The sequence below is a fragment of the Acidimicrobiia bacterium genome (genome assembly GCA_018057765.1).
Classification (GTDB): domain Bacteria; phylum Actinomycetota; class Acidimicrobiia; order IMCC26256; family JAGPDB01; genus JAGPDB01.
Window position 1 is genome coordinate 15,510 of sequence record JAGPDB010000015.1, and the last position, 22,981, is coordinate 38,490.

Here is a 22,981-nt window from a genome sequence, read left to right on the forward strand (position 1 = left end):
ATAATTTTAGACTATTTTATATCTTCATATATTCATCTATCTATCAACAATTAGCACTTTGAGATATTACAGTGCTAATCTATTGGTAATCTATGGAATTGCACTGTTTATATGGGGCAAATCGACAAGAAAATCATAAAACTCAAAAGGATAAATAATGGCTAAACAAATAATTTTTGGAGACGATGCACGTACCAAAATCGTTGCAGGTATGAATAAGCTTGCTGATGCAGTTGCTGCAACGTTAGGGCCTAAGGGTCGTAACGTAGTACTTGACAAAAAATGGGGCGCGCCAACAATCACTAATGACGGTGTATCTATTGCAAAAGAAATAGAACTAGAAGATCCATTTGAAAACATTGGTGCTTCTTTGGTTAAAGAAGTTGCTAAGAAAACAGATGATGTTGCTGGTGACGGCACAACAACTGGTACTGTTCTAGCTCGCGCAATGGTTCTTGAAGGAATCAAAATGGTAGCTGCTGGTGCAAACCCAATGGGCTTAAAACGCGGTATTGAACAAGCTACACAAACTGCTGTTGATTACATCATGAACAATTCTAAAAAAGTTGATACTGATCCAACACAAATTGCAAGCGTTGCATCAATTTCTGCTGCAAGTACTGAAATCGGTGAAATTATCGCTGAAGCACTTGGCAAAGTCGGTAAAGACGGCGTTATAACTGTTGAAGAATCACAAACTTTCGGTATGGATTTAGATCTTGTAGAAGGTATGCGTTTTGATAAAGGTTATATCTCACCATACTTCGTTACAGATCCAGATCGTATGGAAGTTGTTTTAGATGATCCTTATATCTTGTTTACATCTTCAAAGATTTCTGCTGTAAAAGATGTTCTTCCAGTTCTTGAAAAGGTAATGCAATCAGGACGACCACTTTGTATTATTGCTGAAGATTTAGAAGGCGAAGCATTAGCAACTATCGTTGTAAATAAAATTCGTGGAACTTTCAAATCTGCTGCTGTTAAAGCTCCAGGTTTTGGTGAACGACGTAAAGCAATGCTTGAAGACATGGCTATTCTTACTGGTGGTACAGTTATCGCTGAAGAAATTGGCTTGAAACTTGAAACTGCTACTCTTGACCTACTTGGTACTGCACGAAAAATTGTTATCACTAAAGATGAAACAACAATCGTTGAAGGTGCTGGCGATAAAGAAGCTGTTAGTGGACGTGTTCAACAAATTCGTAATGAAATTGAAAATACTGATTCTGATTACGATGGCGAAAAACTACAAGAACGCTTAGCTAAACTTTCAGGTGGAGTTGCAATTATTAAGGTTGGAGCTGCTACTGAAGTTGAACTTAAAGAAAAGAAACACCGTATTGAAGATGCAGTTCAAACTACAAAAGCTGCTGTTGAAGAAGGTGTTGTTGCTGGTGGTGGACTTACATTGCTTCGTGCACAAAAAGAAATCTTGGCTCTGGTTGAGACTTTAGAAGGCGACGAAGCAACTGGTGCAAAACTTATTGCAAAAGCGCTAGAAGCACCAATCTTTCAAATCGCAAAAAATGCTGGTTTAGAAGGCGGAGTTATAGTTGAAAAAGTTCGTAACCTTGATGGTGACGAAGGCTTGAATGCTGCAACAGGCCAATACGAAGACTTGTTAAAAGCTGGTGTTATTGACGCTGCGAAAGTTACACGTTCTGCATTGCAAAACGCTGCATCTATTGCTGCTTTGTTCTTAACAACAGAAGCTGTAATTGCTGACAAACCGGAACCTGCTGGTGCTGGCGCTCCTATGGGCGATGGCGGCATGGGTGATATGGGAGGCATGGGCTTCTAAGGATCGGAATTGAACTAGTTTCATTCACTGTCCTCACTTCTACAAAGCTGTGGGTGATCGTTCTACAAGTACAATCCCTGAAAACCTTATACTATTTCAATAACTAAAACTCTGTTCTTAGGAACAGAGTTTTAGTTATGAGGCAAGATCGTATAGTATTAAAGTAGACCACTAAATAAGAAGGAATACATGAAAAAATATCTATCAGCAGTAATTTTATTATTAGTAATAACTTTAAGTTTATTCGCATGTTCTAGTGACAAAAAATCTACTTCAAAGAGTAAAAGTTCAAGTTCAAGAACCGAAACTACTAAAAAAGATTCAACCATTTCTCGAAATCTACTTGTTAAATCTGCAGAAAATACTCAAAAACAAAAGTCGGTAGAAATTAAAGGTACTATATCTTTAAATGGTGACGGTACTGGTTTACCTGTTAATGGAGATCTTCTAATTAGTGGTGTCCAATCATTTGAAAAAAATGAGTCTCAGATTAGTATTGACATGACATCTTTATTCGGATCACTTGGTGGTGGCGGAGTTGAGTCAACAGATCCAATAATAATTGAGACAAGAACTGTTGATGGTTTCACTTACACAAAAACTCCATCAATACTTGGATCAGCATCTTCTTGGAAGAAAGCGAAAGCTGTTTCTGCAAGTGGAAATTCCACACAGGACCCTTCACAGTTTTTAGAATATTTTAAGGGTGCTAAAGATGACTATAAAACAATTGGTAAAGAAGACATAGACGGTGTTTCGACAACACAATATCAAGTAACTCTTAGTCCTGAAAACTTAAAGAAACAGGCTAAGGCATCTGGAGGAGACCTATCAGATGACTCTATAGAAGCAATAGAAAAAACTTTCACTAAAGATATAGTTGCAAATGTTTGGATTGATAAGAATTCATTAATTAAAAAATTCGAAATGACTTTAAGTATTGACGATACATCATTATTAGCTCCTGGTTCAGGCGCACCTGGCGGTTCAGGCGCTCCTGGCGGAAAGTTAACAATGGTTGTAACTATGAATTATTTCAATTATGGAGTAGATGTAAATGTTAAAGCTCCGGCTGCAAGCGAAATAACTCCTTAGATTTATAAATAGAGGTATCACATGGAAGATCCAGATAAAGCAAAAGAAGGCATGTTCGTTACGAACTTAATGGTTTCTTTACCGAAAGGCGCTATACGAAAAGATGTTGGCAATAGTTTAATTCAGTTAGTAGAAAAATATAAAAGTAGTAACTTTCAAATAATAACTTCTTCAATATTCGGATATGAATGTGACTTTATGTTTATGTGTTTAAGTAAAGATGCAGATGCAATATGGCAATTTGAACAAGATCTAAAAAAGTTAGAAGTTAATATAGAAGATAGTTTCTTTTCAATAACTGAGCTCAGTGAATATACTCCAACTCAAATAGAAGAACAAGCCAGAATAGATACGCTTGATGCAACTGATGATGAAAAATCAGAAATGATGACGCAATGGTTAGCACGTATTTCAGTATATGAGAAACATAAACTATATCCAGAAATACCTAATAAAGAATATATCTGTTTCTATCCAATGAGTAAAAAACGAGAATCCCATGCAAACTGGTATGCATTACCATTTGATGAGCGAGCTAAATATATGAGAAGCCATGGTGCACTGGGAAGAAAATATTCTGGAAAAATTATACAATTAATCACTGGAGCAACAGGTTTAACAGATTATGAATGGGGTGTTACCTTGGTTTCTGATTCACTCTTTGATATAAAAGAAATAGTATATGAAATGCGATACGACCAAGCAAGTGCTCTTTACGGTGAGTTTGGCCATTTTACAATAGGTAAAATTGTAGATATAGTAAAAGTATTATCTTAACTGCGCTGCTATTAAAGAAGTTATAGAAACATCGCCATTAGATTTTTCATATTCATTAGCGATACTTTCGTGATCTATGAAGCCCGAAAAATCTGCTTCGATGTTAATACGCTCAAAAACATATTTTTTGAATTCTTCAATAGTAATTTCATTCTCATCAACTGGAAACACTTCTAGACCTTCTATATAGTGTTCAACGTCCATACTTCCTTCAATTATCATCTCGAATAGCTCTTCAGGTCGAGAAGCCTTTGGCATATCAAAACCCGATACAGGATGTAGTCGCCATTCAATTCTTGTATTATGCAATAAATCCGGTTCTTCAAACCAGGTATGAGAACCATTCCAATATGAATCGACTGGCTCACCAAAGGTGCCATGCATTATCTTGCAAATATTAGGATGATTTTTGACCAAAAATAAAACCGAAAGTTCTTTATAAGTATTTTCCATACATTTCCTTAATACTTCTTTTTCAATTAGAGTGTAGCGTGTGAATAAGTCATCAGAGCTATTATCTAAATTAATTCAAAATGAGTGTGTCAATACTGGTGAATTAAATTCTGGTAATGAATCGAAAAATATTGATACTTTAGAAACAATATTTTCTAAATATTCTAATTCAATCCAAATCGAGCGACACCATAAGGTCAATGGAAGAGATAATCTAGTAGTCCGGTTAGATGGAAGCGATAGATCAGCACCTAGTCTTTTGCTATTAGGTCATTGTGATGTTGTCCCAGCGGTAAGCCAAGATTGGGATTTCGATCCATTCGCAGGTGAAATATCTAATGGATTTGTACATGGCCGAGGATCAATCGATATGTTAAATCTGACGTCATCAATGGCATTAGCTCTAGAGGAAATAATCGAAGAAGGTTTTAAACCAAAAGGAAATCTTATTTTTGCAGCTGTAGCAGATGAAGAAAATGGCGGGAAGTATGGTGCAGATTTCCTACTAGAAGAATTTCCTGAATTAGTTACTGCTGATTACGTATTAACAGAAAGCGGTGGTAGTCAGTTGCCGCTTGGTGATGAAATATATTTACCAATAGTAGTTGGTGAAAAAGGTGTCCATTGGGCCGAGTTGAATATTCAAGGTATACCAACACATGGTTCTAAACCATATGGTGCTGATAATGCAATAATAAGTGCAACTGAGATAATAGATAGATTTGTTGAATATAAATCACCAATATCTTTTACTGATGGCTGGGAAACATTTATCAGTGCGCTGGGTATAAATAAAGATTTGGCAGAACAATTATCAAATGTTGATAAACATGACCAAGCACTTAAACATATCGATCAACAATTATCAAGCGTATTACATTCATGCTGTCACAATACCTTTTCGCCAAATACTATTATTGGCGGTACAAAAATTAATACTGTTGCGGATCATGTAAAACTTGGTATAGATATCAGATCGCTTCCGGGAGTAAATGAGCTAGATATTGCAAAAATGATTGATGATGCTTTGGGTGATATTAGAGAAAAAGTAACGGTGACTTATATACAACACAATAAAAGTTCGATTTCTTCTACAGATAATAAGTTTTTCGATATTTTGCAGAATGTTTCGAGATCACTTATTGATAATGCAAAATTAATTCCAACTATTGCTCCATATGGAACAGATGCTAGATTTTTTAGACGTCGTGGATCAATTGCATATGGTTTTGGATTATTCTCAAAGGAAATTTCATATATTGATCATCTAAACATGTTTCATTCACGAAACGAAAAGGTAGATATCGAATCATTACTTCTCACAAAAGAGATGTATAAGAGGACAATAAAAGAATTATTAAGCTAAAAATTTATTTCTCATCTGGTTGGTCACGAAGAAATTGTTCAACCTCTGAGACAATTGAACCAGCATTTGGTAATTCTTCAGGCATCATATCAAAGCCTTCTGAAATATCACCTGCATCGAATCTTTCTTCTAAGTCTGCAACATAACTTGAGGCCTCATCATCGTCTTCAATAGCTTCAGATACATCATCAACCCATTTTTGGGTTCGCAAAGCAATGAGGCTTGTATCAAAATCAATACCTATTAATGCGCCAAAAGTATTTAAAAGTTCATTAATAGCACTTGGTTGAGGGCTTTGTGTTACGTAATGAGGTACTGCTGCCCAGAGTGAAGTTGAATTGATTCCCTTTTCTTGAAATGCTGCATGTAATATCCCTACTATTCCAGTAGGACCCTGGTAGTTAGATGGCAGAACTTCCAAAGCATTAAGGCGATCTTTGTCTGTTGCAATTCCTGTAAGTCTTGTTGGACGAGTATGGGGAACTTCTGCCAACAAAGAACCGAAAGTGAATGCTTCTTCACAATTAAAAGTTGTTAAAATTTTGATGACGTCTTGACTAAACGATTTCCATTTATAATTCGGCTCAAAAGCATTGAGGATTATAATGTCATGATTCGATCCAGGTATTGATACTAGTGATATTTCATTAGACGGCCATGAAACTTCACGTATCCCTTCTTCATTTACAATTATATTTGGTCTTAATTGTTGATAATCTAAATAATCTTCTCCACTAATTTCTCCAATTAGCCGTGGATCGTATTCATTAAGTATCCAATTTGATGCATCGCTACCAGCATCGCCGGCATCATTCCAACCCTCAAAGGTTGCTAGAAATATTGGATTATTTAATTTTGGCTTTTCATACCAAATAATTGCTCCATCAGTCTCGACGGGTTTCTTCGATTCTTTCATCGTAAAATGCTAAGTGATACGGAACAAGAATTTAGCATCGGGATATTTAAGAGGGGCTTGTGCCTGACAGTTTCGGAAATATATATAGTGATACAATAAAAAAACTCCGCAAATAATGCGGAGTTTAAATCAATTTTGTTAAGGGCATCAATTAAACTGGAGCACCTTCACCTCTTGCTACAACTGGAGCGCCATCACCTTTAGGGTATCTTGCAACTCTACCAACAGGCATTTCAACTCTGAAACCTGCTGCAGCTCTGTCTTCTTCGGACTCTCCACCCCAAAAGCCGTATTCTCGGTGGTCTCTTGCCCATTCTTTACAATCATCCATTACCGGGCACACAGCACAAATTGTTCTTGCTTTTGCCTCACGGCGTGCACGTGCTTCAGGTCTCTCACCGGGTGGCGGAAAAAATAATGATGTTTGACCGCTACATGCTGCCTTGTTTGTCCAAGTAAGTGGACCTGTAAATACGATTGTTGATTCCATGTTTATTTGCCTCCGGGGGATATAAATTATTATAGACGGTTCTCAAAAATAATGCCAGAAATTTTTCTGTAAAAAAGTTATGAAAGAAGATCGGTGGGGGAACCGATCTTCTGACATAGATGGGGGAACTTCTTTATTCTCTCACAGCTTCATCTATCCGTCAAACAAATATATAAGATGACACCTATCGTTATTTATGATAGTATTACTTAATGATTCAATAAACGCATCATATAGTGTTAGCACCTTGAAAAAGAGTGTTGAGAAAGATAAAAATGGATTTAAGACAACTAGAAATTTTGACCGCTATTTCGCAAACAGGTAGTTTTCAAGCAGCTGCTGATTCGTTAGGCACGGTCCAATCGAATATATCAGCACAATTAAAGGGTTTAGAGAATGAGTTACGTACAACCTTGATTGTTCGATCTAGAACTGGAGCCCGGCTCACTGAGCAGGGACAAGTAGTTGTTGACCGAGCAAAACGTATTAATAATGAAGTTGATTCTATGTTGGTAGATCTCTCAATGCTTCAAGGTTTAGAAATAGGTCATGCAACAATAGGTGTAATTGGCACAGCATCAAGATGGTTGGTACCCAGTTTTGTTCCAGAGATGAGATTATCATCACCAGGAGTGACATTACATGTTACAGAAGCACCCTCAGAGAGATTGTTGGCTGAAGTTCTATCACATGAGCTTTCTTTAGCTGTAGTTACCGAACCTGTTATTGATTCAAGGGTTGATGTAACAACCTTGTGTAAAGAAGAACTAGTAGGCATTGCTCCCGTAGGGTATGGTCTGAGTTCAAGAATGAAGACGTTTAAGGATATTGCTAAGTATCCACATGTCATGACTTCAAAAACAAACCCATTGCGTAGATGGATAGATAAAGCTGCTACTTCACAAGGCGTTGTTTTGGAAGTCCCAGTAGATTGTGAAGGTATTAGATTAATTCCAAGGCTTGTGCGCTCTGGAGTTGGTTGTTCGATATTGCCAGTAACAGCACTTCCAGAAGATATGTCAAATATGGTTAGATATTCTATTAAAGATTTACCCTATAGGAGCTTGGCATTAATTTCAGCAACAGATTCTGTTTTATCTATGGCGGAGCGCGTTGTTAGCGATGTTATCATTCGACTTAGTAAGTAACCAATGCCCAAGACCAATAATGCACCAAGTGCGTCCAAAATATAATGGTTAGAGGTAACAATAATTACGAATGTTGTTGTTAAGGGATATAAAAATAAAAACATCTTTTTTAACTTTGAATTCATTCTTGGATATAAAGCATAAACACACCATGAGGCCCAAATGATATGTACTGAAGGCATTGCTGCAAACTGATTTGAAATTGCTGCAAAACCTTTAGAATTAAACGACCAAAATGTTGGATATTTACTTAATGTGTCTAAAAATCCATAGCTCTTTGGCAATAAACGAGGTGGCATTAATGGGTATGAGATAAAACAGACCAATGCAAGCAGAGTAGAACAAACAATAGTATTTCTTACTTGGTTATAGCGTTCTTGATTCTTAAAGAATACATAAAATAAACAAAATAATGTAGCAATAAAATGAAGTGAACCATAAAAATAGTTCCCAAATATGTATATGTATGTCTTATCTCTAAAAAAGGTATGAATAGCGTGTTCAATATCAATGTGCAGAAAGTCTTCTACTTTTAAAACCGATTTTGCATGTAGAAAAGCAATTCTTTCTGACACGTCGGAAAGATTTCTAGAAAGCGTATAAACACTATATAGTGCAGCAATAATTGCTATTTCTTTTCCAAGTTTATTGTTGATTTTTACCATGATTACCGGATGACTTTTATGGAAGTTCGCTTATACCGCATACTTTGAATTTTCCATTTTCCTTATGTACCGATGTTACAGCATTATATGTCTTATTGCCGTCTCCATTATCTCTAACTACTTTGCCTGATACTTTTGTAAAGCCATCAACTGAATCACTTTTTACGGAGTTAAAGTTGTAAGATACAACATTTCCATATATTCCTATTTGGTCGATAATATCAGACTCAAATTCGCTAACACTACTGTAGCCTGTGCCTTTCTCGCATAACAAAGATGAGAGATCATCACCATCTTTTGCAGCTTTGTAAAAATTATTTGTAGCGTCTAACGCTGGTTTTGATTTTGAATAGACAAAATAAGTGCATCCTCCTATACCTAGACCACAAAGCAGTAAAGACGATACAAGTGCAATTATTAGCCACTTAACATATTTTCGCTTTTTAGGTTTTTGACTATATGGATCGGGATACTGGCTTTGATATTGTGGATTCTCTGGCGCTGCAGGAGGCATAGGTATTTCAGGAATATAAGGGTTTTGTGGTTGTTGAATATTATCAGGGTTAGGTTCAAGTGGGTCTATGTTGTCTGGCATTTCTTTTCCTGTCTTAAAAGGTAATAATATTTGAAAAAATACTACACGATCCTAAATAAATAGAATGGTTATAGCCTAAGATAAATAGAAAGATATAGGAAAGTAAATTACATGTTTGATCAACAACTAATACAAGAAACGTTGGATTACGCCAAATCTAAAGGTGCAGATTTTGCTGAAGCATTTTGTGAGCAAACAACATCAGTTGCTACTGCCCTTGATGAAAAGAGAATAGATACTCGAACAAGCGGTTCTACTAATGGTGTTGGCATAAGAGTTATTAATAATTCTAGAGTTGGTTATGCTTATACAAGCACAATTTCTTCACTTGGGCTTAAAGCTACTGTAGATGCCGCATGTATTTCTGCAGGTGTTGGTGGTATATCACCAAGTGGTAAGGGTGTTGATGCAAATCTTTTTATAAACGACAAAAATACGATAGCGAATCAAGAAAGTGAAGCTGAAGCTAGCTTTCAAGATCCAGCTTTAAAAACTGCGGAACGTTTGCGAGAAATTGATGAAGTGGTAAGAAGTTATGATCGCAAGATTGTAGAAGCTTCCGCAACGATTGCACAAAATCGTCGTGATATTTTAATAATGAATACTTATGGCTTGAATGTTTTTGATTCTCAACCTAGAACTCGTCTGGGTGTGCGAGCTTTTGCAAAAGATGCGAATTCTTTCCAAGATTCACACGAAGGCCCTGGTCGTTCTTTGGGTATAGGATTTTTTGATCAATTTGATATTGATGAAATAGCAAAAACTGCTGCTAAGCGTGCTGTTACTTTATTAGATGCTGTTGATTGTCCTAGTGGTAATTTTCCTGTGATATTAAAAAAAGGTGCAGGTGGAGTATTATTTCACGAAGCATGCGGACATGGTTTAGAAGCTGATCATATCGACAAAGGTCTAAGCGTTTTTGCTGGTAAAAAAGGAACTCAAGTTGCATCAAATCTAGTTACAGTTGTTGACGATGGAACTATGGAAAATGAATGGGGTACATACAAATTTGATGATGAAGGCAATGCTGCTCAAAAGAATGTTTTAATTCAAGATGGTATTTTGAATGATTACATGTTCGATGTTTTACGTTCAACGAAACTCGAACATAATATTTCTGGAAATGGCCGTAGAGAGACTTACGAATATGTGCCCATGGTTCGTATGACTAATACTTATTTAGAAAAAGGGAAATCAAAGGTAGAAGATATTTTTACTTCCACTGAATTTGGAATTTATTGTGTTGCACTTGGAGGCGGCCAAGTAGATACAACAACTGGTGATTTTGTTTTTGGTATTTCAGAAGGCTATATAGTCCGGAATGGTTTAATCTGTGAGCCTGTAAAAGGTGCAACCCTTATTGGGAATGGTTTAGAAACATTATTAAATATTGATATGGTTGCAGATGATTTTGATACATGGGCTGGAACATGTGGTAAAAATGGTCAAGGTGTTCCAGTCTCTAGCGGTCAGCCTACGCTTCGAGTGTCATCAATGACTGTTGGAGGTACAGCACAATGAGTACTAAATCTAATCTTATATCTGCTGATGAATTAAAAATGTTAAAAGATACGTCCTCTTTAGAAAAGATTGCAAAACAATATTCGTCAAAAGCAAGAGCTGGCGAGGAAATAGAAGTATATGTTTCCAGTGGCTGTGATGTCGAAATTTCTATTTATGATGGTGAAGTAGAAAACATGTCAACTGCGAGTACGACCGCTTTAGGGATACGGGTGATCGTTGACCACCGCGAAGGAAGTGCTTGGACCGAATCTTTAGATCCAGAACAGATCGATAAAGCACTTTTTGCCGCTAGAGAGAATGCAACTATTGCAGAAGCGGATGAATTTGCCAGTTTAGTGACCCCAGAAATGATCGATGACGAAGAAGTTACTATTCAAAATGGTTGGTCTGATTCTATACTTACAACTACCTTAGATGATAAATTGAAACTTGCTATTGAACTTGATAATTATGCGAGAAGTTTAAGTAATCAAATCAAAGATGTTGAAGCATCAAGTTATGATGATGGTTGGGGACACAGTGTCGTTGCTAATTCTCATGGAATATTAGTGAGCAACAGTAATACAAGTTCTAGCTGTTCAACTGAGATGGTTTTTGGTGAAGGTAAAGATGCTGTTTCCTCGAGCGGCTTTTCTTATGCACGCGGTTTTGAAAATATCATATTCCAAGAAGCCGGCGATATGGCTTTGCGTGACGGTCTTCCAATGATTGGTGCTACTCAACCTATTAGTGCGAAACTTCCTGTAATTTTTGATCCTATGGTTGGTGCTCAATTTTTAGGTTTGATTGGGTCAATGTTGAGTGGTACTGCTGTATCGAAAGGTAGAGCGTTATTGGCTGACCGACTTGGTACTCAGATTGCGAATTCTAATTTAACCCTTATCGATGATCCAACAAATATAAATTCATTTAATAGCTCTAGTTATGATAGCGAAGGTATGCCTGTTCGAAAAAATATCTTCGTTGAAAATGGTATATTAAAACAATTCGCACATTCAATGTATTCGTCACGTCGGTTAAAGATGTCGGCAAATGCTTGTGCAAAGCGTGGAGGTGTTGCCTCTCGACCTGGTGCTGGTATGAGGACTTTTTTAGCTGTTCCCACGGGAGAGTCTTTAGAAGAGCTGTTTGAAAAAGTAGGTGAAGCTATTCTTGTTAAACATATCTTAGGTGTTCACTCTGGTGTTAATACTTTATCTGGTGATTTTTCAGTGGGTGCACAAGGAGTCTGGATACGGGATGGCCGTATTGCTGAAGGTTTTAAAGAAGCAACTATTGCTTCTAATCTTTTAACTATGCTTTCAAACATTAGTGCCGTTGCAAATGACACGTGGTGGTTGCCTGGCTCTAGCGTAGGAAATTCACTTTTACTTGATGAAATGGTTATGACAGGAAAATAGTTATATCTCTAATCATTATTATTTGACGATTTATTTGATAACAAGCCAAACAAAAATACCAATACCGGCAATGATTCGATATATAACAAAGCTTGTAAAAGGTTTATTTCTTACTAGCTTTAGTAAATAGAATACTGCAAAATAACCAACTATTGCTGAGGTAACTGCACCTGAAATCATTGGCCAGTACATATCAGAAGTTATTGTTCCCTGAGAAATACCTTTCGCACCTGAATATAGAGCAGCGCCTGCAACTATTGGAATTAACATCAAGAAGCTGAGCCTTGCACTTGCTTCACGTGTGAAGTTTTTCAATCTCAAAGCTGTCATTGTGATACCGCTTCTCGATACGCCGGGTTGTAAAGCAAAAGCCTGTGAGACACCAACCACTAAGACGTCTTTAAAATTGAATTCGTCGGTATTCCTATTTCCTTTCAGTCGATCAGCAAGGTATAAAATAATCGCAAAAATAATAAGCATAGAAGCTATTAGTGCTGGCTTTGAAAGATGTTGAGCTATTTTGTCTTCGAATAATGCGCCTAGTAAAGCTCCAGGGATTGCCGTAAGTAAAATAAAAACACCAAGACGACTTTGTTGATTTAATTTTTTAGTTTTTAAAGTTTCTAAGCAGCCTTTAATTATTTCTATTATATCTTTACGTAAATATACTATTGCTCCAACTAATGTTCCTGCATGTAAAGCTATGTCAAATGTTTTTTCTGCCGTCGCACTTAAATCATTCCATCCTAATATCTGTGGAATTATTGCCAGGTGTCCACTCGATGATATAGGAAGGAATTCTGTTAGACCTTGAATTATTCCAAGGATAATTGCATGTAATATAGGCATTGACCCATGATAGTTTCTTTAAAGTTACCATTTGGAACTTTCAGCTCTATATCATTTTTGTTTTAATGCCATATGTAATTCGCCAGTTACGAGTGCAGTTGAGATTGCAAGTGCTTCATCTGATGATACTATAACATAATATCCTGGATCTTGATTTTCTGTAACACCCGTAGCCGATGATGAACTTGTTAAAGAAGAATCAAAAATAATCTCTGCATCTTCTGCAATTACATCAGACCCAAATCCATCAGGTATAGTTGCAATAATATCGCTATATTGAGCCAAGTCTATATTGATAATATCTGTGGTTGGAATGAATATGATTCGTTGATCGTTTTCCAATGTGGCATCAATTGAAGTTGTTGTCATATTTTTTAGAAGAATAGAATTTTTTCTAATATTAGTATTTGCAAATAATACTTTGTTCTTATTTAGAGATGCTTGCGTAATTGCATTTTTAGGCGCATCGTTAGCAAACATTTGATGCGATTCAAGTTTACTAGTTTGGATTTTTTCGCCTTTTAGCAAATTACTTCTAAGTAAATAATAGTTCTTTCTTTCACCATGTTCTATTGTTTGATCTCGCCACGTAGATACTGTAGAAATTATAGTTATTGTAATAATAACTATAGATATGCCACTAGCAATTGAAATATATTTTGATTTAGGAGATCTTTTCAACATTTAAACATTATTACATGTTTATACAAGATATTGCAAGATATTTCTACTATTTATTCTTCTCTTTATTCTTACTGCCCGATTTTTCAACCTTTAGAGCACCTTTATGACTGTCAGATGTATTAGACGAAGAAGATTCTGAAGGCTTAGATGTTCCCGCTACTTGCGAATCAGTGGAGGGAGCCGATTGAGCCGATGAATCTGTTTTGGCCGATGAATCACCAGAAGCTTTAGAAGCTTTTGAAGTTTTAGTACTTGAGTCAGCACGAGAATCAGTCTTATAAAATCCTGAACCTTTCCACACAATACCCACTGAAGAAAAAACTTTAACTAATTCTCCTCCACAATCTCCATTAATTGAGTCAGACTCATGATTATGGATTTTATAAGGATCGTCAGACATCTTTTGTTCAACATCAAATTGTTGATTACATTTATTGCATCGATATTCGTACATAGGCATTTGGCTATTTTACTTTTAAATAGCGATATAATTAGCATTTCTGGGCCTATATATTAGTCAAAATAACTACACAGCATTTTGGTAGATTAGAATCTTGTGGTGAATTTATATATCTTGCTTGTAATCCCAGCATATCTTATAGGCATGATTCCATTTTCTGTTATTGTTGCCAAGAAAGCTGGCTTTGATCTATATAAAACAGGTTCTAACAACCCAGGTGCTTCTAACGTAATTCGTGTAGCTGGTTGGAAATGGGGAATGTTGGCAATGGGGTTAGACATCCTTAAAGGACTTGTTCCAACTTTATTAAGCTCGATCTTTATAGTGAAATTACTTAATGATGATGACCAGGTCGCACGAATAATAACTTTCCTTGTCGGTGTTGGCGCTATAGCTGGCCATGTATTCCCACTAATGCGAAAAGGTGGTAAAGGAGTTGCGACAGGGGGTGGGGTTGCTGTTGCATTATTTCCTATACAGGGAATAACAGCAATTTTAATTTGGGCATTAATAATGCGTATATCTAAAAAGCCTGTAGTTGCATCTATGGTAGCTATTGGAATACTTACTATAGCAATAGGAATTAAACATCAATATTTATGGGAGTTCATACTTGTTTTTGGTCTTTACGTTTTAATTACAATTAGACATATTCCTAATATAATGCGTATGATAAAAAATACTGAAAATAGTGTAAAAAGGGTTTAACCATCAATTAGAGATAGCTTTTAATTGTACAAAATTCATATTTAGTGCAAGAATATTGAAAGAGAATCATGGAGAATAATGAGTATCGATAATAAAATAACAACTGCCGTTATTCCTGCAGCTGGACTTGGAACAAGATTTCTTCCATTAACAAAAAGCCAACCAAAAGAAATGTTACCGATTGTAGATAAGCCCGCGATCCAATATGTAGTTGAAGAAGCAGTTAATGCTGGTATTACAGATATATTAGTGATAACAGGACGTGGTAAGAGAGCCATAGAAGATCATTTTGATAGAAATTTTGAGCTTGATTTTAGGTTATTGGAAAAACAAAAGTTAGTAGAGTTAGAAGCATTAGAGAAAATTGAATCATTAGCTAACATCCACTATATCCGTCAACGTGATGCTAAAGGTCTGGGCGATGCTGTAGGTGTAGCAAGATATCATGTAGGAAATTCACCATTTGTTGTCATGCTTGGAGACGATATTATGGTTGATGATTCTGCATTATTAAAAAGTATGTTGAATGATTATAAGCAAACGAGATCTAACATTATTGCTTTGATGAGGGTTGAAGGTGAAGACATTTCTAATTATGGATGTGTAGCCCTAGAAAATGATTTAGATCTTATAACAAGTGCGGATTCTCAAGACAAGCCAATAGAAATTTCAAAACTTGTTGAAAAACCAAATTTGAAAGATGCTCCAAGTAACTTAGCTATCATGGGAAGATATATATTAAATCCTGAAATATTTGATTGTATTGAGTCTATTACAGCTGGAAGTAACGGCGAAATACAATTAACAGACGCTATATCGCTACTTTCGAAATCGCAGAAAATATATGGACGGATATTAGAAAGAGGCAGATTCGATATTGGTCAAAAATCTGAATGGATAATAGCAAATGTTACTTTAGCTATGGAAAGGCCTGAGCTAAGGGATGAAATCACACTAGCTCTTAAAAAGATGCTTAGTTAGTAACAAATAATTGCAAGTTCAGTAGATAATAATTGTTTATTGTCATAACATAGACATAAAATGAGTGAGTAGAATAGAGAGTCATGCCAGAGTATACATATCTTGATCCAATAGGTCGTTCACGCGCAGGCGAGTCATCAGCGAAAGAACCAGTGCATCGTCGAGCAGTGGCAAGATGCAAGGTCAGGATGCTAGAAGATACCGCTAACTCAATAGCAACTGGATCTATGACTAAAGGAGATGTTTTAGCAACAGCAAGAGTTGCAGGTATGCAAGCCGCTAAACAAACATCAAACTTCATTCCACTGTGTCACCCACTGTTGGTTCAAAGTATATTTGTAAATTTCCGTTTAGAAGAAAATTTTGTTGAAGTTGAAAGTCAAGTTGATACTATCGATAGAACTGGTGTTGAGATGGAAGCCATGATGGCTTGTTCTGTTGCTGCACTAACTATCTATGATATGTGTAAAAGTATTGATCGCACAATGGAAATTACCGATTTAGCGCTGTGGGAAAAAAGTGGTGGAAGCCAAGGCACATGGAGAAGAAGTTCAAATTTTGATGAAGATATCGAATATTAATAATCCCAGTTCAAGTTCAACAAATTGCATTGACTACATCAAACCAACTTGACTAGATAGTTATTATGAAATCCAACAATAACCACAAAATATTAGCTAAAGTGTATGTCACAAGCTCAGTTAAAGAAATGAGCTAGGGAGTGACCATTCCAGTATTAATTATCCTCGGTGCCCTTTGGGCTGCGGTGCTTGTCCCGCCACTACTTCGTGCACACGCAGATTCAAAATCAACATCAATTGGCGAACTGTCTAATAAGCTTGGCGTATTGAATAAAAATAATTCTGCAATGAAATTAAAAACAAGTACTTATTCATCCCTTGTTCCTAATAAGGGTAAAGTGCAAAATCTCAATAAAAGTTCTACTACTGCAAAACGAAGAAAAGATATTTTATTAGCATTAGGAATAGCTTGTCTAGTCACACTGGTTTTAGCTTTCTTTACTTCAAATATCTTGTTATGGGTATTAAATATCATTCTCGATATTTGCCTCGGATCATATATATATTTATTGCTAAAACTTGAAGAAATTAGAAAAATTCGTCAAAATTCTTCTAATAAACTAGGCAATAAAAATATGAAACATTTTTAGTACTAACTATCTATTCATATGGATAATTCTAAAGACCTAAGCCGTACAGAAAATATTGAAGAATTTTATACATTTAATAAATTACTCAAAATAACTAGAAGTATAAAAGACTGTACATCAAAAGATGTTGATTCCATAATTGAAAAACTTGATACATCGCGTGGTGTCATGCTTAGTTCTAGGTATGAATATCCTGGTAGATATACACGCTTTGATATAGGATTCGTTAATCCACCATTAGTTATTGAGGTTATTAAAAACAAGCTTATTGTCAAATCATTGAATCTTCGTGGCGATTTATTGTTGAAAGTTTTCCATCAAATATTAGATGAATCAAATATATTAAATATAAATCATTTTCATGAAAAAGAAATTGTTGGAGAAATAATTTTAAATAGTGATTTATTCTTCGAAGAAGATCGTTCAAAAGCACCACATGTATTAAATGTATTAAGACTTCTATTACATGCTTTAAAAATTGATGATAGCCATATAGGGTTCTACGGAGCATTTGGCTATGATTTGGGATTAGATTTTATGGGTGTAAAGAGGCTAAGCGAGCGTGATGAAAATCGAGATCTCGTTTTGTATTTTGCCGATGAAATATTTGTTACAGATCATGAAAGAAATACATCGAAAATATATTCTTATGATTTCGAAATTCTTAAAACAAAACAAACTACTAATACTTTAGAACGTAGTGGTGATGTTGAAAGATATATACCAGATAAAGATTATATTGCAAGTAGAGATTTTTCTGACAAGGAATATAGCGATATTGTTGTTGAGGCAAAAAGATATTTTACACGTGGAGATTTATTCGAAGTTGTACCAAGCTATAGTTTCAATGAGCCTTGTGTGACATCACCAAGTGTTATATTTAATACCTTATTAACTGTTAACCCAGCTCCTTATGGCGCATTAATCAATATGGGCAATAATGAATTCACTATAAGTGCATCTCCAGAAATGTTTGTGCGAGTTGAAGATAATCGTGTAGAGAGTTGTCCTATTGCTGGTACCATTGCACGTGGTACACAAGGTGTGAGCGATGCTGAACAAATAGAAAAACTATTGCTATCTGAAAAAGAAGATTCAGAATTAATCATGTGCACTGATGTTGATAGGAATGACAAATCACGAGTTTGTGTTCCTTCAAGTGTTCAAGTTATAGGTCGTAGGCAAATTGAAATATATTCTCGATTGATACACACAGTTGATCATGTGCAAGGAACCTTACTTGATGAGTTTGACTCTATCGATGCATTTCTAACGCATATGTGGGCAGTAACAGTAACTGGTGCTCCTAAAATGTGGGCTTGTAGATTTATTGAAAAATATGAAAAAAGTTCACGACGTTTTTACGGTGGCGCTATGGGTGCGATGTTGCTTGATGGTTCAATGAATACAGGTCTGATGTTGCGTACAATTCATCTTGATAAGGGCGCTGCACATATTCGTGTAGGTGCAACATTGCATTTTGATTCTGACCCTGATGAAGAAACGAAAGAAACTGAGTTAAAAGCAAGCGCAATGCTCGATGTTGTTCGTTACTGTAATTCCTTTGGTGATAATGATGATAGTGATAATCCAATTGTTCTCACAGGAGATATAGCAAAGGGTTTTGTTTTAAAGGACAAGACAGGATCAGATATGAATATTAGCAATGATGTCGCGAATGGATCAGCGGGAACTATGGATCAAGACAAAGAAATATTATATAGAAAATCACAAGTCACAAAAAATATATTATTAATCGATTGTGAAGATTCCTTTGTTCATACACTTGGATCGTATTTTCGTATGGCAAATTGTAATGTCAAGACCTTGCGTATTGGTTTTGAAATAGATGAACTTGAAAAATTAGTCAAAGAATTTAAGCCTTCTTTAATTTGTTTATCTCCTGGCCCGGGTTCACCAAAAGAATTTGGTCTTAATATAGTAATTTCAAAGATTCGAGAAATGAATATACCAATATTTGGTGTATGTCTAGGCCTACAAGCAATTGTTGAATATTTTGGGGGCACTTTAAGTCAATTAGATACTCCAATGCACGGTAAGAAAAGTGACATAAATATTATTGAAAATAATTCGAAAATGTTTAAAGGAATAAAAAGCCCGTTTAGTGCTGGTAGATATCATTCGTTATATGCAAATAAAGATTCTATTGATAGTAATGCTTTAAAAATTGTTGCTCAAACTACTAATGATGATATTGTCATGGCAGTTGAACATGTCTCTGAGCCTATAGCTGCTGTACAATTTCATCCAGAGTCAATAATGACTTTTGATGAAAATGTTGGCCAAATGATTATTTTGAATATCTTAGATAGTATTGCACTATAGTATTCTCGAATCTCAAAGATTCGCTTAGGGGGAAATATGAAAAAAACATTAACTGAATTTAAAAACTTTATTGCAACAGGAAATTTAGTAGATTTCGCTATCGCATTCGTTTTAGGTATAGCTGTAAAAGCAGTTATCGATGCTTTTATTAATGGAATTATTCTTAATATGATTGCTGCAATTGTAGGACAACCAAATTTTGATGCAATAGGCTTCGATTTAGGCGACTCAAGAATACTAATTGGTACCTTTCTAACAGCATTAGTTAACTTATTGATTGTCGGTGCTGTTTTATTTGCTGTTGTTAAAGCAATGACAAAAATAAAGAAGCCTAGCGTTGATGAAATGCCCGCTCCAAACGAGTTGGGTCTTCTGACAGAAATCCGTGACTTACTAAAAAAATAGCATTATAAGCTATTTTTTGATTTATTGGCGCAGGTAGTACTTACTCGGTTAGTCTTAATGAATGATTCGAGTAAGTTTCGCTAACCAAAAAGGCGGTGTTGGTAAAACAACTGTTACTTTAGGTTTTGCCGAAGCTGCTTTCTTGTCATCGAACAGAGTTCTTGTTGTTGACTGTGACCCACAGTCCAACACTACAACTGGTTTAGGAATTGAACTAGACCATAATTCAAAAACTCTTGTAGATATTTTAAAAGATGAAACTGAACTTAATGAAGATAATATTAATCAATACGTATATCATTCATCGTGGAATAACATTTTTGAGAGTGTCATAGATTTAACTAATAATATATCAACTCCAATTATTGATGTGATACCATCTAATGGCTTACTTTCAAATGTAGAAGCGCATCTATCAAACGACCCAATAGGAGCTTGCGACCGTTTAGATAATGCTCTTGCTGGAATTTCACACTTATACGATTATGTATTTTATGATTGCCCACCTTCAATGGGTCTTCTGACTATTAATGCACTTTATGCAAGCGATGAAGTAATAATCGTCTCTGGACCTTCAGCATGGTCTAGCGATGGTGTTCGTACATTTAGAGCTAATGTCGCTCGGATAGCGAAGAGATTAAATGGACGACCAAAACTTAGTGCAATAATTGTTAATAACGTAGGTCGTACACGCGATGCAAAATTTTGGACAAGCGAAATTATTTCTAACAATAATGAACAAGGCATTGAGAATACGCAATGTATATCAGCAAGAGCTGCTATTGCTGAAGCTGGTGCCATGTCACAACCGATAACATCATTAGGAAAACGTGATGGCGCTAAGTTCGCTAAGGAAGAATTTCAGGAAGCTTTTAAAAATATTTTTGGTAATCGAATAAATAACGATAAACAATCAAATCAAATAAATGATGTACAACTAACTTCTTAAAGGAGAAATCTATGGTTTATGACCCAAAAAAAACAAGAGCTAAACAGAAAGATGTTGAAGCTGTAGTAGACGAAATATTTGAAGAGGTATCAAATAAAGTAGATAGTAAACTTGAGACAGCGAAGAAAACTGTTGAAACAAAAATTTCTGATAAAAAACAGAAAATGGATGAAGTCCAAGCAAAAATTCTTGATTTTAAAGAATCCAAAGAGCAAAAGATCGAAGATAAATTAACAGAAAGTAGTTCACCTCTTTATATGCAACCACAGCTATGGGTAACACTCGCTGCAACTGCAATAGTTGGATTATTTATAGTAAAAAGATTAAAAAATAAATAAATGGCATTAGAAATCTAGATTATTTATAAATTATTAGATAAATAATCCTAGTATCCACCATTTTGCTTCAAATTCTTGCAACAATATATAACAAGATATACAAACGGGGGTGGTTATGTTCGGCTTAGAAACAATTGCAGTTATAGATATAGATGGAATAGAAGCTCATGTAGTTGGCCATTATGATCACGAGTGTTTAGAAGGTGAATATATTTCATACGATATTTACGTCAAAAGTGATCTCTCTAATGTTTTAGAGCTAATAGATTTAGGGCAAGCCTTTATACAATATCCTAGTGATGAGGAAGTCGGCACAATAGTTCATGAACTATTTAACCCTAGTGCAGTTAGAGTTATGGCTAACGCATAAAATTAAACAATATATTTTAAATAACTAAAGGAAAAAATGAAAAAAATAATATCTCTATTACTAATATCAATATTTGCGTTCAGCTCATGTTCGTTATCGTCTAAGCCTTCAAAGGATGACGTAATAAATGGAATGAATAAGAAAATAGAAAAGGCTGCAAAAGATGCAGATGCATCAGATAAAGAACTCAAAGATGCAAAAAAGTATATTAAATGTGCTATTGATAAATCTTACGACAAGCTAAGTACAAAAACTTTAGAAGCAATGGCTGATGACAAATTAAAGGCGTCGAAACTAGATAGCAAAATCAGTAAAAAGGATAACGGTATCTTAGAAAAAAATTCAGCAAAGTGCTAATAATTATTAGCTGATTTCACTGAATACAAAGTCTAAACATTTAATTAACTGACCTATATCACTAGGATCAATACCTGGGAAAGTTGCAATACGAATTTGATTCTTACCTAATTTACGGTAGGGATCGCAATCAACAATTCCGTTTGCTCTTAGTGCGCTAACAACATCTTCAAAATCGATAGATGAATCTAAATCAATGGTCACACTAACAACTGATCTTAGAGCTTCATCATTAACGAATGGACTAGTCAAATCATTAGCAATAGCCCAGTCATAAAGTTGTGACGACGATTCTTTAGTACGCTCTTCACAAAAACTCATACCACCATTTTCTAACATCCAGTTCAACTGTGAATCTGCTAAAAATAATGTACTTAAAGAAGGTGTATTTAATGTCTGGTGAAGGCGCGAATTATCTATAGTTGTTTTAAGATCAAGAATTGCAGGTGCATATCTATCGATTCTTGAAATACGCTCAATCATTTTTGGTGAACATAGAGCGAATACTAAACCACCCTCACTACCAAAACTTTTTTGTAATGAAAAATAATACATATCGTATAGATTTGCATCAACTCGCTTTGAACCTGCACCTGACGTTGCGTCGATCATAACAACAGAATTTTCATTTCCAACTCTGTAAGGCTCAATCATTACACCTGTGGAAGTTTCATTATGTGTAAGAGCGTACGTATCAATTTCATCACTTGCGTTTAGGTAGCCAGCCCCGCCTGGCTCAGCATTAATAATTGTAGGCTCTTTCAAATGAGGAGCATTTTCTGATATCTTTGCAAACCTTGAAGAAAATTCACCGTATGTAGCATGTGCACTTTTTTCTTCGATTATAGAGAAAGTAGCGGCATCCCACATTAAAGATGCGCCACCATTTGTTAGTATAACTTCATAATCATCTGGTAACTCAAAGAGTTGAGTGAATTTTTCTTGTATAGATGCAACTAGGTTTTTTATTGGAGCTTGTCGATGACTTGTTCCAAGAAGGTTTGTATTTTTGTTAAGATAATTTAATTGCTCTGGTCTAATTTTTGAAGGACCCGAGCCAAATCTACCGTCTTTAGGCAATAATTCTTTGGGGATAATAATATTTTTTGGATCTGTTTTTGACATATAACAAG

Annotated in this window: 26 protein-coding genes; 17 read left to right on the plus strand and 9 right to left on the minus strand. The window is 35.5% G+C overall.

All coding sequences use genetic code 11. The features are described from left to right. The first annotated feature begins 157 nt into the window (after window positions 1-157). The 3 genes from groL to KBF89_05960 all read left to right on the plus strand — a co-directional run bounded on the left by groL (window position 158) and on the right by KBF89_05960 (window position 3,673). Window positions 158-1,801, plus strand: a complete 1,644-nt coding sequence (groL, locus tag KBF89_05950) for a chaperonin GroEL (GenBank protein ID MBP9115872.1) — start codon at window positions 158-160, stop codon at window positions 1,799-1,801. Window positions 1,802-1,990: 189 nt separating this feature from the next. Then, entirely contained in the window at window positions 1,991-2,896 is a 906-nt protein-coding gene (locus KBF89_05955; GenBank protein ID MBP9115873.1) for a hypothetical protein, read from the plus strand. Between the two features lie 21 nt (window positions 2,897-2,917). Further along, window positions 2,918-3,673: a chlorite dismutase family protein gene (locus KBF89_05960; protein MBP9115874.1), complete on the plus strand. Its 756-nt coding sequence runs from the start codon at window positions 2,918-2,920 to the stop codon at window positions 3,671-3,673. On the opposite strand, the gene KBF89_05965 is transcribed toward KBF89_05960, so the two are convergent. Then, window positions 3,665-4,126 carry a hypothetical protein gene (locus KBF89_05965; protein MBP9115875.1) on the minus strand — a complete coding sequence of 154 codons (462 nt, stop codon included), beginning with the start codon at window positions 4,124-4,126 and terminating at the stop codon, window positions 3,665-3,667. The two genes, KBF89_05960 and KBF89_05965, sit on opposite strands and share 9 nt — an antisense overlap. Window positions 4,127-4,166: 40 nt before the next feature. On the opposite strand from KBF89_05965, the gene KBF89_05970 reads away from it, so the two are divergent. Next, entirely contained in the window at window positions 4,167-5,492 is a 1,326-nt protein-coding gene (locus tag KBF89_05970; GenBank protein MBP9115876.1) for a M20/M25/M40 family metallo-hydrolase, read from the plus strand. Between the two features lie 4 nt (window positions 5,493-5,496). On the opposite strand, the gene KBF89_05975 is transcribed toward KBF89_05970, so the two are convergent. Continuing rightward, complete coding sequence (locus KBF89_05975) at window positions 5,497-6,408, minus strand: PAC2 family protein (GenBank protein MBP9115877.1); 912 nt, start codon at window positions 6,406-6,408, stop codon at window positions 5,497-5,499. Between the two features lie 151 nt (window positions 6,409-6,559). Beyond that, window positions 6,560-6,898 carry a WhiB family transcriptional regulator gene (locus KBF89_05980; protein MBP9115878.1) on the minus strand — a complete coding sequence of 113 codons (339 nt, stop codon included), beginning with the start codon at window positions 6,896-6,898 and terminating at the stop codon, window positions 6,560-6,562. A gap of 275 nt (window positions 6,899-7,173) precedes the next feature. On the opposite strand from KBF89_05980, the gene KBF89_05985 reads away from it, so the two are divergent. Next, complete coding sequence (locus tag KBF89_05985; protein ID MBP9115879.1) at window positions 7,174-8,046, plus strand: LysR family transcriptional regulator; 873 nt, start codon at window positions 7,174-7,176, stop codon at window positions 8,044-8,046. Here the strand turns inward: KBF89_05985 and KBF89_05990 are convergent. Both KBF89_05990 and KBF89_05995 read right to left on the minus strand, forming a co-directional pair. Further along, a complete protein-coding gene (locus KBF89_05990) occupies window positions 7,953-8,711 on the minus strand; it encodes a phosphatase PAP2 family protein (protein MBP9115880.1) in 759 nt (252 codons plus the stop codon). The two genes, KBF89_05985 and KBF89_05990, sit on opposite strands and share 94 nt — an antisense overlap. A 16-nt stretch (window positions 8,712-8,727) precedes the next feature. Then, window positions 8,728-9,306 carry a hypothetical protein gene (locus KBF89_05995; protein MBP9115881.1) on the minus strand — a complete coding sequence of 193 codons (579 nt, stop codon included), beginning with the start codon at window positions 9,304-9,306 and terminating at the stop codon, window positions 8,728-8,730. Window positions 9,307-9,417: 111 nt separating this feature from the next. On the opposite strand from KBF89_05995, the gene KBF89_06000 reads away from it, so the two are divergent. After that, complete coding sequence (locus KBF89_06000; protein MBP9115882.1) at window positions 9,418-10,827, plus strand: TldD/PmbA family protein; 1,410 nt, start codon at window positions 9,418-9,420, stop codon at window positions 10,825-10,827. After that, entirely contained in the window at window positions 10,824-12,230 is a 1,407-nt protein-coding gene (locus tag KBF89_06005) for a TldD/PmbA family protein (GenBank protein MBP9115883.1), read from the plus strand. Before KBF89_06000 ends, KBF89_06005 begins: the two co-directional genes overlap by 4 nt. A 30-nt stretch (window positions 12,231-12,260) precedes the next feature. Here the strand turns inward: KBF89_06005 and uppP are convergent, their stop codons facing one another. The 3 genes from uppP to KBF89_06020 are packed head-to-tail and all read right to left on the minus strand — an operon-like array spanning window position 12,261 to window position 14,223. Further along, a complete protein-coding gene (uppP, locus tag KBF89_06010) occupies window positions 12,261-13,079 on the minus strand; it encodes an undecaprenyl-diphosphatase UppP (GenBank protein MBP9115884.1) in 819 nt (272 codons plus the stop codon). Window positions 13,080-13,130: 51 nt separating this feature from the next. After that, window positions 13,131-13,763: a hypothetical protein gene (locus KBF89_06015; protein ID MBP9115885.1), complete on the minus strand. Its 633-nt coding sequence runs from the start codon at window positions 13,761-13,763 to the stop codon at window positions 13,131-13,133. Between the two features lie 46 nt (window positions 13,764-13,809). Further along, a complete protein-coding gene (locus tag KBF89_06020; GenBank protein MBP9115886.1) occupies window positions 13,810-14,223 on the minus strand; it encodes an FmdB family transcriptional regulator in 414 nt (137 codons plus the stop codon). Between the two features lie 99 nt (window positions 14,224-14,322). Here KBF89_06020 and KBF89_06025 point away from each other — a divergent pair, with 99 nt between their 5' ends. From KBF89_06025 to KBF89_06070, 10 genes are all read left to right on the plus strand, one after another. Further along, window positions 14,323-14,931: a glycerol-3-phosphate acyltransferase gene (locus KBF89_06025; protein MBP9115887.1), complete on the plus strand. Its 609-nt coding sequence runs from the start codon at window positions 14,323-14,325 to the stop codon at window positions 14,929-14,931. A gap of 78 nt (window positions 14,932-15,009) precedes the next feature. Further along, the gene (gene galU, locus KBF89_06030; GenBank protein MBP9115888.1) at window positions 15,010-15,912 is read left to right on the plus strand and encodes a UTP--glucose-1-phosphate uridylyltransferase GalU; all 903 of its coding nucleotides are present in this window, start codon (window positions 15,010-15,012) and stop codon (window positions 15,910-15,912) included. An 83-nt stretch (window positions 15,913-15,995) separates the two neighbouring features. Next, window positions 15,996-16,493 carry a cyclic pyranopterin monophosphate synthase MoaC gene (moaC, locus tag KBF89_06035; GenBank protein ID MBP9115889.1) on the plus strand — a complete coding sequence of 166 codons (498 nt, stop codon included), beginning with the start codon at window positions 15,996-15,998 and terminating at the stop codon, window positions 16,491-16,493. Window positions 16,494-16,633: 140 nt separating this feature from the next. Further along, window positions 16,634-17,083, plus strand: a complete 450-nt coding sequence (locus KBF89_06040; GenBank protein ID MBP9115890.1) for a hypothetical protein — start codon at window positions 16,634-16,636, stop codon at window positions 17,081-17,083. A gap of 18 nt (window positions 17,084-17,101) precedes the next feature. After that, the gene (locus KBF89_06045; protein MBP9115891.1) at window positions 17,102-19,429 is read left to right on the plus strand and encodes an anthranilate synthase component I; all 2,328 of its coding nucleotides are present in this window, start codon (window positions 17,102-17,104) and stop codon (window positions 19,427-19,429) included. A 36-nt stretch (window positions 19,430-19,465) separates the two neighbouring features. Then, window positions 19,466-19,834: a large conductance mechanosensitive channel protein MscL gene (mscL, locus tag KBF89_06050; GenBank protein MBP9115892.1), complete on the plus strand. Its 369-nt coding sequence runs from the start codon at window positions 19,466-19,468 to the stop codon at window positions 19,832-19,834. Between the two features lie 61 nt (window positions 19,835-19,895). Next, window positions 19,896-20,783 (plus strand): AAA family ATPase, encoded by an 888-nt coding sequence (locus tag KBF89_06055; GenBank protein MBP9115893.1) that lies wholly within the window; start codon window positions 19,896-19,898, stop codon window positions 20,781-20,783. 11 nt (window positions 20,784-20,794) lie between these two features. Further along, window positions 20,795-21,121, plus strand: coding sequence for a hypothetical protein (locus KBF89_06060; GenBank protein MBP9115894.1), 327 nt, complete (start codon window positions 20,795-20,797; stop codon window positions 21,119-21,121). Between the two features lie 115 nt (window positions 21,122-21,236). After that, window positions 21,237-21,491 carry a hypothetical protein gene (locus KBF89_06065; GenBank protein ID MBP9115895.1) on the plus strand — a complete coding sequence of 85 codons (255 nt, stop codon included), beginning with the start codon at window positions 21,237-21,239 and terminating at the stop codon, window positions 21,489-21,491. A gap of 36 nt (window positions 21,492-21,527) precedes the next feature. Beyond that, entirely contained in the window at window positions 21,528-21,848 is a 321-nt protein-coding gene (locus KBF89_06070) for a hypothetical protein (GenBank protein ID MBP9115896.1), read from the plus strand. A gap of 6 nt (window positions 21,849-21,854) precedes the next feature. Here KBF89_06070 and KBF89_06075 read toward each other — a convergent pair whose 3' ends face one another. Beyond that, window positions 21,855-22,973, minus strand: coding sequence for a phosphoserine transaminase (locus tag KBF89_06075; protein ID MBP9115897.1), 1,119 nt, complete (start codon window positions 22,971-22,973; stop codon window positions 21,855-21,857). Window positions 22,974-22,981 lie beyond the last annotated feature (8 nt).

Excerpts from the sequence above, each read along its gene's own strand:
- groL (MBP9115872.1), top strand. The coding sequence starts at position 158 with ATGGCTAAACAAATAATTTTTGGAGACGATGCACGTACCAAAATCGTT.
- KBF89_05955 (MBP9115873.1), top strand. The coding sequence starts at position 1,991 with ATGAAAAAATATCTATCAGCAGTAATTTTATTATTAGTAATAACTTTA.
- KBF89_05960 (MBP9115874.1), top strand. The coding sequence starts at position 2,918 with ATGGAAGATCCAGATAAAGCAAAAGAAGGCATGTTCGTTACGAACTTA.
- KBF89_05965 (MBP9115875.1), bottom strand. The coding sequence starts at position 4,126 with ATGGAAAATACTTATAAAGAACTTTCGGTTTTATTTTTGGTCAAAAAT.
- KBF89_05975 (MBP9115877.1), bottom strand. The coding sequence starts at position 6,408 with ATGAAAGAATCGAAGAAACCCGTCGAGACTGATGGAGCAATTATTTGG.
- KBF89_05980 (MBP9115878.1), bottom strand. The coding sequence starts at position 6,898 with ATGGAATCAACAATCGTATTTACAGGTCCACTTACTTGGACAAACAAG.
- KBF89_05985 (MBP9115879.1), top strand. The coding sequence starts at position 7,174 with ATGGATTTAAGACAACTAGAAATTTTGACCGCTATTTCGCAAACAGGT.
- KBF89_05990 (MBP9115880.1), bottom strand. The coding sequence starts at position 8,711 with ATGGTAAAAATCAACAATAAACTTGGAAAAGAAATAGCAATTATTGCT.
- KBF89_05995 (MBP9115881.1), bottom strand. The coding sequence starts at position 9,306 with ATGCCAGACAACATAGACCCACTTGAACCTAACCCTGATAATATTCAA.
- KBF89_06000 (MBP9115882.1), top strand. The coding sequence starts at position 9,418 with ATGTTTGATCAACAACTAATACAAGAAACGTTGGATTACGCCAAATCT.
- KBF89_06005 (MBP9115883.1), top strand. The coding sequence starts at position 10,824 with ATGAGTACTAAATCTAATCTTATATCTGCTGATGAATTAAAAATGTTA.
- uppP (MBP9115884.1), bottom strand. The coding sequence starts at position 13,079 with ATGCCTATATTACATGCAATTATCCTTGGAATAATTCAAGGTCTAACA.
- KBF89_06015 (MBP9115885.1), bottom strand. The coding sequence starts at position 13,763 with ATGTTGAAAAGATCTCCTAAATCAAAATATATTTCAATTGCTAGTGGC.
- KBF89_06020 (MBP9115886.1), bottom strand. The coding sequence starts at position 14,223 with ATGCCTATGTACGAATATCGATGCAATAAATGTAATCAACAATTTGAT.
- galU (MBP9115888.1), top strand. The coding sequence starts at position 15,010 with ATGAGTATCGATAATAAAATAACAACTGCCGTTATTCCTGCAGCTGGA.
- moaC (MBP9115889.1), top strand. The coding sequence starts at position 15,996 with ATGCCAGAGTATACATATCTTGATCCAATAGGTCGTTCACGCGCAGGC.
- KBF89_06045 (MBP9115891.1), top strand. The coding sequence starts at position 17,102 with ATGGATAATTCTAAAGACCTAAGCCGTACAGAAAATATTGAAGAATTT.
- mscL (MBP9115892.1), top strand. The coding sequence starts at position 19,466 with ATGAAAAAAACATTAACTGAATTTAAAAACTTTATTGCAACAGGAAAT.
- KBF89_06055 (MBP9115893.1), top strand. The coding sequence starts at position 19,896 with ATGATTCGAGTAAGTTTCGCTAACCAAAAAGGCGGTGTTGGTAAAACA.
- KBF89_06060 (MBP9115894.1), top strand. The coding sequence starts at position 20,795 with ATGGTTTATGACCCAAAAAAAACAAGAGCTAAACAGAAAGATGTTGAA.
- KBF89_06065 (MBP9115895.1), top strand. The coding sequence starts at position 21,237 with ATGTTCGGCTTAGAAACAATTGCAGTTATAGATATAGATGGAATAGAA.
- KBF89_06070 (MBP9115896.1), top strand. The coding sequence starts at position 21,528 with ATGAAAAAAATAATATCTCTATTACTAATATCAATATTTGCGTTCAGC.
- KBF89_06075 (MBP9115897.1), bottom strand. The coding sequence starts at position 22,973 with ATGTCAAAAACAGATCCAAAAAATATTATTATCCCCAAAGAATTATTG.